The organism is Pseudomonas fragi (genome assembly GCF_025426255.1).
Taxonomy (GTDB): Bacteria; Pseudomonadota; Gammaproteobacteria; order Pseudomonadales; family Pseudomonadaceae; genus Aquipseudomonas; species Aquipseudomonas kulmbachensis.
Genome location: NZ_CP104861.1, coordinates 751936 through 764717, shown reverse-complemented (window position 1 = coordinate 764717; position 12782 = coordinate 751936). Strand labels below are relative to the sequence as shown.

Below are 12782 nucleotides of genomic sequence, written 5' to 3'. Positions count from 1 at the left end.
CCTTCAAAAAACGGCTTGCTTCGCAACCCTTTGCAGCCTGCGGCAGTGGCTACCGGTTTTCTCCATCATCGTTCCACGGCGCTGCCAGGTAGCGGGTGCGGTTGAAGGTTTCAAGCCATTCAGGGCAGAACACCACCAGTGCCGTGACCAGCATCCCGTTGATAAACGCCTCAGGAAAGATGATCAGCCACAGGTAGCCAATAAAGTCCTCCAGCCACTCCGGCATCGCAAACAACCCATCCAGCCACAACACACCAAGCACTGCCAATACGCACAGCAATGCCGCCAGAGCCGCAGCAAAAAAGCCCGAGCAAAAGATATACACAAAGGGATTACGCGGCTGTGCTCGCTCGACCATGCGCGCACACCCTTCGGTCACCGCAACCGGCAACAGAATCAGCAATACGCCATTGACGCCCATCGCGACCAGGTCTTGACGCCCCAGTAACACCAACCCGATTTGCGCCAGCAGCGCACCGACAATCGCCAGCGGCCAGTCGAGCAGCAGCGTGACCACCGTCAGACCAATAAAGTGATACGACACGCCGCCCTCAAAGTCGCGGCGTACCAGCCATAGCAAAAATAGCGAAAACACCGTGCCAAATAGCAGGTGCTGGCGCCGCGTATCGGCAAACAGCTCAACCCACGGCGCTCGCCAGATCGCCCACAACACTACGGGGGCATACAGCAACCAGCCGATTGCCAATGTCTGTGTGGATAACACCTCTGCAGCAATCATGTGTTCAGCCCAATCTTGTTAAACCACACCGCTCAACCCTCCATGTTTGATGCGCCTGAGTCTACACCCGGACTTTCAGTAACACCTGTTTCAAGGCTAAGCTGCATCCATGGACGACTCTGATTATTTACGCCTGCTCACCATCCAGGCCGAGCAAGCCAACGCCTTTCTATCCAATGCCCGCAAATGGGAGCGTGAGCGTTGGGTCTGCCAGCGCCTGCTGCAAGGCTTGAACATTCCCTATCACAACGAAGACTTTCTGCAGGCAAGCCAGGAGCCGCCCGACGTATTGTTCGGCGAGGCGCGCTTTGAAGTGTTCTTTGTGCTCGATGAGGGGCGGCGCCTGAACGATGAATGGCGTGAAGAGCTCCAGCGCCGCCGCAGCGCCTATTCCCTGAGCCAGCTGGTGCGGCGCGAGGCCCGACCCAAGCGGATCCCGGCGAGCAAACTGTTGCAGCGCCTGGGTCCCACCCTGCACAAAAAAGCCAGGAACTACCAAGAGCGGGATATCGACTTGGGGCAATTGGACATCATTGCGTTTTCCAGTCTCAAGCGCGAAGTGCTGGACCTTAACAGCCACTTCCCGCCCCCGACCGAGTACTTGCGCCAAGGCTGGCGTTCGCTGTCACTGGTAGGACCCACCTTTGCCCGCGTGCTGTTCGCACAACCCGATGCGCCGGACTTTCTGCGCAACAACCTGGGGCGCAGCATTATTTTTGATGTAGGCATCAGCCTGTAAGTTCGTGTTCAGCCCCAACGGGCTATGCTTGTTTCCATCTCGCTGTAGCTTTTACACATCCCGCAACGTCTATTTGACGAGGCCAAAAATATGCCCAGCCGCCTGAACCCGGATGATCTGAAGCATGTCGAAGAGTACCTGCAACTGCCACAAAATCAGGTTGAGCGCCGACCATTCCGGCCCTGGCTGCTCCTTGCGGTGGTAGTGATCGTGGTAATCGGCATGGGCCTTTTGAGCCGCCTCCTGAGTTACCTGGCGCTATGAGCTGCGTTGCGCTCGCCCGGGTACGCTCTGGCACAGAATTTTTTTAAGCCTTGTGAGTGATACCCATGACCCATCGTATTGTTATCGTCGGCGGCGGTGCCGGCGGCCTGGAGTTGGCGACCCGCCTGGGCAAGACTCTAGGCAAGCGCGGCAAAGCCAGCGTCACGCTGGTCGATGCCAACCTGACCCACATCTGGAAACCGCTGTTGCATGAAGTGGCCGCAGGTTCCCTGAACTCATCGGAAGACGAACTCAACTACGTCGCCCAGGCCAAGTGGAATCACTTTCAATTCCAGCTGGGGCGCATGAGCGGACTGGATCGTGAACTGAAAAAGATCTCATTGTCGGCAACCCTCGATGAAAATGGCCTGGAGCTGGTGCCTGCTCGTGAGCTGAGTTACGACACACTGGTGATTGCCGTGGGCAGTACCACCAATGACTTCGGCACCAAGGGCGCAGCCGAGCATTGCCTGTTTCTGGATACCCGCAAGCAGGCCGAACGTTTCCATCAGCAATTGCTTAATCACTACCTGCGCGCTCATGCCGGGCAAAGCGATGAGGTCGAGCAGATCAGCGTCGCCATTGTCGGTGCGGGCGCGACCGGGGTTGAGCTGGCGGCCGAACTGCACAATGCCGCGCACGAACTGGCGGCTTACGGACTGGACCGCATCAAACCGGAAAACATGCATATCACCCTGATCGAGGCTGGCCCACGGGTGTTACCCGCGCTGCCGGATCGTATCGGCGGGCCTGTGCATAAAACCCTGGAAAAACTCGGCGTCACGGTGCTGACCAATTCTGCCGTCAGCGAAGTAACAGCTGATAGCTTGATTACCAAAGATGGTCAGGTAATTGCTGCAAGCCTGAAAGTTTGGGCGGCAGGGATTCGGGCGCCGGGCTTTCTTCAGGAAATCGCCGAGCTGGAAACCAACCGCATCAACCAACTGGTGGTCCGCCCTACCCTGCAAACCACGCGCGATGAGAATATTTTTGCCTTTGGCGATTGCGCAGCCTGCCCACAACCGAGCACCGACAAGCTGGTTCCGCCTCGCGCCCAGGCCGCCCACCAGCAAGCTTCGCTGCTGGCCAAGTCGCTGAAACTGCGGATTGAGGGGCAAGTGCAACTTCCAGACTACAAGTACCGCGATTATGGCTCGCTGATTTCACTGTCGAGTTTTTCGGCTGTGGGTAACTTGATGGGCAGCCTGATGGGCACCGTGATGTTGGAAGGCTGGTTGGCGCGGATGTTTTACATTTCGCTGTATCGCATGCACCAAATGGCGCTGTACGGCACCTTCCGCACATTGATGCTAATGCTGGGCAGCAGAATCGGACGCGGCACCGAGCCGCGCCTGAAACTGCACTAAGGAGCACCAAAACCTGTGGGAACGGGCTTGCTCGCGATAGCAGCAACGCAATTTGACATCAGATTTGCGTTGCCTGCATCGCGAGCAAGCTCGCCCCAACAGGAGGCAGGCGTCAACGCCCGGCGTGATTACCCGACTCGGCTTCACGGCCTTTAAAGCCGTGGGGCTGATGTTCGTCAAAGAATTTGATCGCCCGTACAAAGTCTTCCAACAACAACTTGGCCATGTCGATCGACAGGCCCTGCTTCACCAGAATCCGCTGTACCACCACTTTTTCTACATTCGCTGGCAAGCTGTACGCTGGCACCAGCCAACCACGTGTGCGCAGCCGATCTGCCAGATCATAGAGCGAGTAACCGGTTTTTACGCCGGGCTTCAGACGCCAGGTCAGCGCTGGAATCCCCAACTGCGGGTCACCGTTATAGAGCATCTCGAACGGCCCGACCTTGACCAGTTCAGCCGCCAAAAACTGTGCTGTTTCGTAGCACGCCGAATGGATCCGCTCATACCCCTCACGGCCCAGGCGCAAGAAGTTGTAGTACTGCGCGATGATTTGTCCGGCCGGACGTGAAAAGTTCAGGGCGAAAGTCGGCATGTCGCCCCCCAGATAATTCACATGGAAAACCAACCCTTCAGGCAACTCATTCTCGTCGCGCCAAACCACCCAGCCCGCGCCCAGCGGGGCAAGGCCGAACTTATGCCCGGAGGTGCTGATGGACTTGACCCGCGGCACTCGAAAATCCCACAGAATATCGGGGGCACAAAACGGTGCCAGCATCGCACCACTTGCGCCGTCGACATGCAGATCAACGTTCAGGCCGGTGCTTTTTTGCAGATCATCCAGGGCATCAGACAACGGTTTTACGGTTTCATACAGACCGGTAAAAGTCTGGCCAAAGGTCGGCACCACCACGATGGTATTTTCATCGACCCGTTCCAGCATGTCCTCGGGGGTCATGAACCAATGACCTTCAGACATCGGCACTTCACGAATTTCCACGTCCCAGTAACGGGCAAATTTGTGCCAGCACACCTGTACCGGGCCGCACACCATATTCGGCGTAGTCGTCGGTTTGCCAGCCGCCTTGCGCACGGCGCGCCAGCGCCACAAAGCTGCCAAACCACCGAGCATGCAGGCTTCACTGGAACCAACGGTCGATGTACCGATGGTGGTGGCCGCCGCCGGGGAATGCCATAAGTCCGCCAGCATATGGATACAGCGGTTTTCCAGCTCCGCTGACTGCGGGTACTCGTCCTTGTCGATCATGTTCTTGTCGATCGACAGGTCCATCAGCTTGTGAACTTCGTCCTCTTCCCACGTCTGGCAGAAGGTCGCGAGGTTCTGCCGGGAGTTGCCATCCAGATACAACTCATCGTGAACCAGTTGATAAACCTCACCCGGCGCTTGCTCAGCCTCCGGAAACAGTTTGATCGCAGCGGCATGAGCCAGCGCAGAAGAACCAAACACGGGATCAACGTCCTTGTTGCGCTTGATACGGTGCAGTGCCATGTGAACTCTCCTTGAGTATTGGTCAACCTTTGAGCCTGCCCTTGCAACTCTGGCTCAGCTTTGACCCTGCCAGCATAGACAAGCATTTCGAGTCTGCTGTCCGATTTCCGGGCATTGTGAGTTTTCCGATCTATAGTCTCGATTATTGAAAGTACTCATGGAGCGAGCACGATGAAGCACAAACCTTCAACCGTCGACAGCGCGGTGAAAAAGGCGTTGGACGAAGCACTGCTGCGGTTTTCCAGCAATCAGCACGGCAAAAATGCCAGCTATATCCCCTACTTGGCCTCCGTGCCATCCCACCTTTTCGGCATCAGCATCATGTTCTGTGATGGCACCCATGCCGAGGTAGGGGACACCGATTACGCCTTCGCCATAGAGTCTATTTCCAAGGTATTTACCCTCGCCCGAGTGCTCGATGAGGTCGGGCCACAGGTCTTGCGCAGCAAGATCGGCTGCGACCCAACCGGTGAACCGTTCAACTCGGTGATCGCCCTGGAGCTGCACAAGGGCCGACCGCTCAACCCCTTCGTAAACGCAGGCGCGATGGCCACGGTCAGCCTGCTTGAGGCCGACTCTGCGCAGGCTCGCTGGGACCAGATACAAGCGACTTACAACGCTTTTGCCGGGCGTGAACTGATGCTCAACGACGAGGTTTACCAATCCGAAGCCAGCAGCAATCAACACAATCGCGGGATTGCCTGGCTACTGCAAAGTTACGGCTACATGCATGCCGACCCCATGCAAGTGTGCGATGTCTACACCCGCCAATGCTCGATGTCGATTACCTGTCATGACCTGGTCACCATGGGCGCAACCCTGGCCAACGGCGGCGTCAACCCGGTCACTGACAAGCAAGTTGTGGCAGCCAAAAACGTGGCACCAATCCTTTCCGAGATGACCTTGAATGGTCTCTATGACACCACTGGCGACTGGTATTACAAAGTCGGCCTGCCGGGTAAAAGCGGGGTCGGTGGCGGGATTCTGGCTGTGGTTCCTGGCGTCTGCGCCATCGCCGCTTTCGCCCCGCCGCTGGATGTGGCAGGCAATAGCGTTCGCGGTCAGTTGGCCGCCGAATATCTCAGCCGCACGCTCAACCTGAGCCTGCTGCACTAATCACGCGAAATGCAGGGAGGCATTTATGACTACCGCCAACAAAACTAAAACTTACATGTCGTGGCTTACCATCTGCTTCATGATGGTTGCAGCCGTTGCCAGTATTCGTTCACTGCCGAGCATGGCCGTGTATGGCCTGGGTTCGGTATTTCTGTATGTCATTCCGGCACTGCTGTTTTTTATCCCGGTCTCGCTGGTGGCCTCTGAGCTGGGGACCGGCTGGAACGGCGGGATTTATGGCTGGGTCAGACAAGCCTATGGTGATCGACCGGGTTTTTTCATCATGTGGTTCATGTGGGTGCAAGTGGTGGTCTGGTACCCGATTGTGCTCGGGTTTGGTGCCAGTACCATGGCGTATCTGATCAACCCGGAACTGGCCAAAAGTGGTGTGTTCACGGCTGCTGTCATTATCGTTCTGTATTGGTTATCGACGTTTGTCGCCCTCAATGGCCTGACAACGCTGTCGAAACTCACGTCATGGTTCATGCTGCTGGGCACCGCATTGCCTGCCGCGCTGCTGGTACTGCTCGGCGTGGCGTGGCTAGTGCTGGGGCATAAATCCGCAACACCGTTAACCTGGAGCGCGCTGATTCCGACCATTTTCGATACACACTCCACGGTCAGAACCGGTTCGCACAACCTGCACCCGGACTTATGGCGGGAATTTACCGGCGCCATCACCGGCCTGGTACTGATTGTGAGTAACTTCCTGGCGTTTGCAGGTATCGAAATGAACGCCATTCATGCCCGTGAATTGCGCAACCCGCAAAAAGAAATGCCGAGGGCGATTCTTTTGGCCTTCTTTATGATCCTGCTGGTGTTTATCCCGCCGACCGTGGCGATTTCGCTGGTGGTTCCCGCTGACTCAACCAGCCTCACCGCTGGCGTTATTCAGGCTTATGCCGCCTTCTTTGCAGGCTTCAATATGCCGTGGGCAACGCCGATCATGGCCATTCTGCTGATTATCGGCGCCTTGGGCGGGGTTTTGGCCTGGACTGCCGGGCCATCTACAGGCCTGCTGTTTGTCGGCAAGGCCGGGATGCTTCCACCCGTGATGCAAGAAGTGAACAGCAAAGGGGTGCAAAAAAATATTCTGTACTTGCAGGCCGTGATCGTCACGCTGCTGTCGACGATCTATATCTTTCTCGACAACGTATCGGATGCCTTCTGGATGATCAGTGCGATGGCGGCGCTGATGTACCTGATCATTTACGTATTTATGTTTATGGCTGCCATGAAGCTGCGCAAGACACAGCCCAATGTAAAACGTGGCTATGTGCTCAAGGGGCTGCATGGCTGGTGCTATCTGGGCCTGATGTCGACGTGCGTGGCGCTGATTTTCGGCTTTATTCCGCCAAATAATTTCAGCAGCATGCCGTTTTTTGAGTATGCCGGGATTTTGTTGCTGGGATTGGTCGTCGCAGGGACGCCGCCGTTTATCTTCTATGCGCTGCGCAAGCCTTCGTGGCAGATGGTGCCCAAGGCCGAGTCAGATCAATATTCTGCAGCATTGCAGGATCTGCAAGATGCGGATACCAAGGCCGCAAGTACCAGCCCAAGCCTGGTTACAGCTCCGCCAGCGGCCCCAAGCGTAAGCTGAGGCCCTTTGTAGTCGCGGCTGCGAGGCCTCACTGCGGTTCGTCAGATGAACCGCGTTATGCACATCGCAGCCTGCTTACCTTGCCAGCGACTACAGGCCTGGTTTTCTGCAGGCATAAAAAAAGCGTCCCGAAGGACGCTTTTTTTATGGTGTCTGATGCGGTTGGCATCAGTACCTTATTTTCTACACCCATTACTGCTGGGCAGAAAATGGTCGGGGTAAGGGGATTCGAACTCCTGACATCCTGCTCCCAAAGCAGGCGCGCTACCGGACTGCGCTATACCCCGGTAAAAAAAAGGCACCTTCAAGAGGCGCCTTCTGCGATCAGTGCTTTTGGCCTCTGATCTTAAGATCTAACTCCAGGGTTAACTGGAGCCAAAAATGGTGGGTCGTGTGGGATTCGAACCTACGACCAATTGGTTAAAAGCCAACTGCTCTACCAACTGAGCTAACGACCCAAAAATGGTCGGGGTAAGGGGATTCGAACTCCTGACATCCTGCTCCCAAAGCAGGCGCGCTACCGGACTGCGCTATACCCCGGCTTGAAAATGGCTCCACGACCTGGACTCGAACCAGGGACCCAATGATTAACAGTCATTTGCTCTACCAACTGAGCTATCGCGGAACTACATATTTCAATCTACAACGTTGTTGCTTTACTGCTTTGCAACACTCTTCGAGTTCTTCGCATCGCTGCGTTGGCGTCTCTGAGGTCGGCTATTCTACAAGCTTTAAAACCCTTGTCAACCCTTATTTTTCGTTAGAAGACAATTACTTAGCTCTTCTAGCGGGCTTCTCGGTTTGGGCCAAGTTGCCGTTGCGGGTGACTTACTGCGGGGCGCACTTTACTCGCGTTTTCCTTATAGATCAACACCCTAAATAAAAAAAAGGCCTCGCAATGCGAGGCCTTCCTTAAAGCACCACTTTCAAGCCTTATGCAAAGACGATTTCGTCGTCCTTCACGGTGGCTACCACGGTAGTGCCTGGCAAGAACTGACCGGACAGAATCAGCTGTGCCAACGGGTTTTCGATCCAGCGCTGGATCGCACGTTTCAGAGGGCGTGCGCCATAAACCGGGTCGTAACCTACCGCTATCAGTTTATCCAGAGCCTCCTGACTCAGCTCAAGGCTCAGGTCACGCTCAGTCAGACGGCTGCGCAGACGACCCAACTGGATCTCGGCGATGCCGGCAATCTGATCACGGGCCAGAGGCTCGAAGATCACCACTTCGTCGATCCGGTTCACAAACTCCGGACGGAAGTGGGTGCTTACCGCATCCATCACCGCTGCACGCTGTGCTTCACGATCACCAACCAGCTCCTGGATCTGTGCAGAGCCCAGGTTGGACGTCATCACGATCACCGTATTGCGGAAGTCCACCGTGCGACCATGACTGTCAGTCAGGCGACCGTCTTCAAGCACTTGCAGCAACACGTTGAACACGTCCGGGTGAGCCTTCTCGACTTCGTCCAGCAGGATCACCGAGTAAGGCTTGCGCCGTACTGCTTCGGTCAAGTAACCGCCTTCTTCGTAACCTACATAGCCCGGTGGCGCACCAATCAATCGAGCCACGGAATGTTTCTCCATGAACTCGGACATATCGATCCGCACCATCGCCTCTTCAGTATCAAAGAGGAACTCGGCCAGCGCCTTGCACAGCTCGGTTTTACCCACACCGGTCGGGCCAAGGAACATGAACGAGCCGCTTGGGCGGTTCGGGTCACTCAGGCCTGCACGCGAACGGCGTACCGCGTTGGACACAGCCACAACCGCCTCGTCCTGACCAATCACGCGCTGATGCAGCAAGCTTTCCATCTTCATCAGCTTGTCGCGCTCGCCTTCGAGCATCTTGGAGACCGGGATACCCGTCCACTTCGATACCACTTCAGCGATTTCCTCTTCGGTCACCTTGCTGCGCAGCAACTGGTTTTCAGTTTTGCTGCTGTGCTCATCGACCATTTGCAGGCTGCGCTCCAGGTCGGGAATGATCCCGTACTGCAACTCGGCCATGCGGTTGAGGTTACCGCTGCGGCGTGCCACTTCAAGCTCCTGGCGCGCTTGCTCGATCTTCTGCTGGATCTGCGCAGAACCCTGCACTTCGGCTTTTTCCGAGGTCCAGATTTCTTCCAGGTCAGAATACTCGCGCTCAAGACGCTGGATTTCTTCCTGCAGTTTCTCAAGGCGCTTTTTCGCTGCCTCGTCTTCTTCTTTCTTGAGTGCCTGCGCTTCAACCTTGAGTTGAATCAAGCGGCGCTCCAGACGGTCCAGTACCTCAGGCTTGGAGTCGATCTCCATGCGGATACGGCTGGCCGCCTCGTCGATCAGGTCAATCGCCTTGTCGGGCAACTGACGATCAGTGATATAGCGATGGCTGAGCTTGGCCGCGGCAATGATTGCACCGTCGGTAATAGCCACCTTGTGGTGAACCTCATAACGCTCTTTGAGGCCACGCAGGATCGCGATGGTGTCTTCTTCGCTCGGCTCTTCTACCAGTACTTTCTGGAAACGACGCTCAAGCGCTGCGTCCTTCTCGATGTATTGGCGGTACTCGTTGAGCGTTGTGGCACCTACACAGTGCAACTCACCTCGCGCCAGCGCAGGCTTGAGCATGTTGCCCGCGTCCATTGCGCCCTCGCCCTTGCCGGCACCGACCATTACGTGCAGTTCGTCGATAAACAGGATGATTTGCCCTTCCTGTTTCGACAGCTCGTTGAGCAATGCTTTAAGACGCTCTTCGAACTCACCACGGAACTTGGCACCAGCAATCAACGCACCAATGTCCAACGACAGCAGGCGTTTGCCTTTGAGGCCGTCAGGCACTTCGCCGTTGATGATCCGTTGGGCCAGACCTTCGGCAATCGCGGTTTTACCCACGCCAGGTTCACCGATCAGTACCGGGTTGTTTTTGGTACGACGCTGCAAGACCTGAATGGTGCGGCGAATTTCATCGTCACGACCAATGACCGGGTCGAGCTTGCCTTCTTCGGCGCGCTTGGTCAGGTCGATGGTGTATTTATCCAGCGCCTGACGCGACTCTTCGACGTTCGGGTCGTTGACCGCTTCGCCACCGCGCAAGTTGTTGATGGCGTTTTCCAGGGCTTTCTTGGTGACGCCTTGGCCCAGCAACAGTTTGCCCAGCTTGCTGTTGTCGTCCATGGCCGCCAGCAACACCATTTCGCTGGTGATGTACTGATCGCCTTTTTGCTGCGCCAGCCGGTCTGCCTGGTTCAACAGACGCGCCAGATCCTGCGACATATTCACGTCGCCAGTAGGATTCTGGATTTTTGGCAGCTGATCGAGCTCTTTAGCCAGTTCTTTGCGCAGGCTGTTTACATCAAAACCGACTTGCATCAGCAGCGGCTTGATCGAACCGCCCTGCTGTTCCAGCAATGCTTGCATCAAGTGAGCAGGCTCAATGGCCGGATGGTCAAGGCCTACGGCCAAAGACTGAGCATCGGACAACGCCAATTGCAGCTTGCTGGTTAATCTATCTATACGCATTCGTCACCTTCCTTATGAGCAGGCCGGAGGGATGGAAACTCCTGAATGAAGAAACCTGCCAGATACCTTAGTAGATGCGGGCAATTACGGGAGTTTCAAGCGCTTGAAAAATGACGCAAGTCAGCTGGACGGTCTTTCGATCCAAACCAGTGATGCAAAACGGCCAGTACGAGGACTGCGCCGGTAGGAATAAAAGCGAGGGTCGGTCACGGTGCAAAAACCGCCACCGTATACGGCGTTGATGCCGAAACGGGCCAAGCGCAAACGCGCCAGCTCATAGATGTCGGCCATGTAGCGCCCGGCATTGGCGCTGGGCACAAAGGCTCCAGCCGCTTCAGGCATGTCCGTGACAAAGACTTCCCGAACCTCGGTGCCAACCTCGAACGCTTTGGGGCCGATGGCCGGTCCCAGCCACACAAGAATCTCTTGCGGTTCAACATTGAGGCTTTGCGCTGCGGCTTCAAGCACCCCCGCTGCAAGCCCGCGCCAACCGGCATGGGCTGCTGCAACGCGAGTGCCTGCACGATCGCAAAACAGCGCAGGCAAGCAGTCTGCCGTCATTGCCGTGCAGGCAATACCGGGAGTGGCCGTCCAGCTGGCGTCGGCTTCAACAATCAGTTCAGGGTTGGCAGGTGCGACTACAACCCCGTGAACCTGGCTGAGCCAAGCGGGCTGTACGTCAAAAATATGGGTAAGGCGCTGGCGGTTATGCGCAACAGCGACAGGGTCGTCGCCCACATGGTCGCCCAGATTGAAGCTGTCGAACGGCGCCAGACTGACGCCGCCCGCACGAGTGGTCACACAGGCCCTGATGCCTGCCGGCGCAGGCCAGTCAGGAATCAGGAAGGTGTTCACCCGATGAATGCCTCGCGGTCTTGCTTGAGCAACGTCAGCAACCAGACAAAATCGTCCGGCAGTGGCGATTCCCAGCTCATGCGCTTACCGGTCGTCGGATGATCCAGCTCCAGGAAACGAGCATGGAGCGCCTGACGCGGGAAAGTTTTCAGCGATTCGACCATCGTCACACTGGCAGACGGCGGAATGCGGAAGCGACCACCGTAGGCGGGGTCTCCGACCAACGGGAAGTTGATATGAGACATATGCACACGAATCTGGTGCGTACGACCGGTTTCCAGCTTGACCCGTACATGGGTGTGGGAACGGAAACGCTCAAGCACACGGTAATGACTTACCGCCTGCTTGCCGCCTTCCATTACCGCCATGCGTTGGCGCTGCTGGCCGTGACGACCGATGGGCGCGTCGATCTTGCCCCCAGCGGTGACAACACCGATAACAATGCACTCATAGATCCGGCTGACACTGCGGCTCTGCAACTGTGTAACCAGTTGCGTCTGCGCCTGGATGGTCTTGGCGACCACCATCAGACCAGTGGTGTCCTTGTCCAGGCGATGCACGATCCCAGCACGCGGCACATTGATAATGTCCGGTATGTGGTGCAGCAAGGCGTTGAGCAAAGTGCCACTGGCATGCCCCGCAGCCGGGTGCACCACCAGGCCCGCGGGCTTGTTGATGACCAGGATGTCATCGTCTTCATAGACGATATCCAGGGGGATGTCTTCAGCGATCCACTCACCCTGGGCTTCCTGCTCTGCAGTCAGCTCCAGGATGCAACCACCGTGCACAATGTCACGGGGGCGTATGACGGCTCCGTCCACAGTAAGGCGGCCATCTTTGATCCAGGCGGAAAGGCGCGAGCGCGAGTGCTCAGCGAATAATTGTGCGGCGACTTGATCGAGGCGTTGGCCACCCAGTTCGGACGGCACCTCTTCGCGAAGTTGAATTTTCTCGGACATGCTCATCAGGACCGCGCCAAGCCTTTGGTTTCGGCTGCGCGCTTGTGGTTAAATACGGCGTCTTTTGCCCCGAGGCTTTTCACGGGGCGCTCATCATAACAGGACGGACCCGCCCAAGACAGCGGCCGTCAT

Annotated in this window: 10 protein-coding genes and 4 tRNA genes; 5 read left to right on the top strand and 9 right to left on the bottom strand. The window is 56.6% G+C overall.

The genetic code is table 11. The features are described from left to right. Positions 1-49: 49 nt before the first annotated feature. Positions 50-739 carry an energy-coupling factor ABC transporter permease gene (locus tag N7D90_RS03680; RefSeq protein ID WP_261740925.1) on the bottom strand — a complete coding sequence of 230 codons (690 nt, stop codon included), beginning with the start codon at positions 737-739 and terminating at the stop codon, positions 50-52. A gap of 109 nt (positions 740-848) precedes the next feature. Between N7D90_RS03680 and N7D90_RS03675 the strand changes: the two genes are divergently transcribed. The 3 genes from N7D90_RS03675 to N7D90_RS03665 all read left to right on the top strand — a co-directional run bounded on the left by N7D90_RS03675 (position 849) and on the right by N7D90_RS03665 (position 3109). Further along, positions 849-1478 carry a DUF1780 domain-containing protein gene (locus N7D90_RS03675; protein ID WP_261740924.1) on the top strand — a complete coding sequence of 210 codons (630 nt, stop codon included), beginning with the start codon at positions 849-851 and terminating at the stop codon, positions 1476-1478. Between the two features lie 90 nt (positions 1479-1568). Then, positions 1569-1742, top strand: a complete 174-nt coding sequence (locus N7D90_RS03670; RefSeq protein WP_261740923.1) for a DUF3094 domain-containing protein — start codon at positions 1569-1571, stop codon at positions 1740-1742. 65 nt (positions 1743-1807) lie between these two features. Beyond that, on the top strand, positions 1808-3109 hold the full coding sequence (locus tag N7D90_RS03665; protein ID WP_261740922.1) for an NAD(P)/FAD-dependent oxidoreductase: 1302 nt from the start codon (positions 1808-1810) through the stop codon (positions 3107-3109). 112 nt (positions 3110-3221) lie between these two features. On the opposite strand, the gene N7D90_RS03660 is transcribed toward N7D90_RS03665, so the two are convergent. Beyond that, positions 3222-4619, bottom strand: a complete 1398-nt coding sequence (locus N7D90_RS03660; protein WP_261740921.1) for a glutamate decarboxylase — start codon at positions 4617-4619, stop codon at positions 3222-3224. A 171-nt stretch (positions 4620-4790) separates the two neighbouring features. Between N7D90_RS03660 and glsA the strand changes: the two genes are divergently transcribed. Beyond that, the gene (gene glsA, locus N7D90_RS03655) at positions 4791-5735 is read left to right on the top strand and encodes a glutaminase A (RefSeq protein WP_261740920.1); all 945 of its coding nucleotides are present in this window, start codon (positions 4791-4793) and stop codon (positions 5733-5735) included. Positions 5736-5760: 25 nt separating this feature from the next. Next, positions 5761-7335 carry an APC family permease gene (locus tag N7D90_RS03650; RefSeq protein WP_261740919.1) on the top strand — a complete coding sequence of 525 codons (1575 nt, stop codon included), beginning with the start codon at positions 5761-5763 and terminating at the stop codon, positions 7333-7335. 210 nt (positions 7336-7545) lie between these two features. Here the strand turns inward: N7D90_RS03650 and N7D90_RS03645 are convergent. From N7D90_RS03645 to rluD, 7 genes are all read right to left on the bottom strand, one after another. Continuing rightward, positions 7546-7622: transfer RNA gene (locus tag N7D90_RS03645), tRNA-Pro, on the bottom strand. A 95-nt stretch (positions 7623-7717) separates the two neighbouring features. After that, positions 7718-7793: transfer RNA gene (locus N7D90_RS03640), tRNA-Lys, on the bottom strand. 5 nt (positions 7794-7798) lie between these two features. Further along, a tRNA-Pro gene (locus N7D90_RS03635) sits at positions 7799-7875 on the bottom strand. A 9-nt stretch (positions 7876-7884) separates the two neighbouring features. Then, positions 7885-7960: transfer RNA gene (locus N7D90_RS03630), tRNA-Asn, on the bottom strand. Positions 7961-8268: 308 nt separating this feature from the next. Continuing rightward, entirely contained in the window at positions 8269-10836 is a 2568-nt protein-coding gene (clpB, locus tag N7D90_RS03625) for an ATP-dependent chaperone ClpB (RefSeq protein WP_261740918.1), read from the bottom strand. A 120-nt stretch (positions 10837-10956) separates the two neighbouring features. Next, the gene (gene pgeF, locus N7D90_RS03620; RefSeq protein ID WP_261740917.1) at positions 10957-11691 is read right to left on the bottom strand and encodes a peptidoglycan editing factor PgeF; all 735 of its coding nucleotides are present in this window, start codon (positions 11689-11691) and stop codon (positions 10957-10959) included. Then, positions 11688-12650: a 23S rRNA pseudouridine(1911/1915/1917) synthase RluD gene (rluD, locus tag N7D90_RS03615; RefSeq protein ID WP_261740916.1), complete on the bottom strand. Its 963-nt coding sequence runs from the start codon at positions 12648-12650 to the stop codon at positions 11688-11690. The genes pgeF and rluD overlap by 4 nt, the downstream gene beginning before the upstream one ends. Positions 12651-12782: the final 132 nt, after the last annotated feature.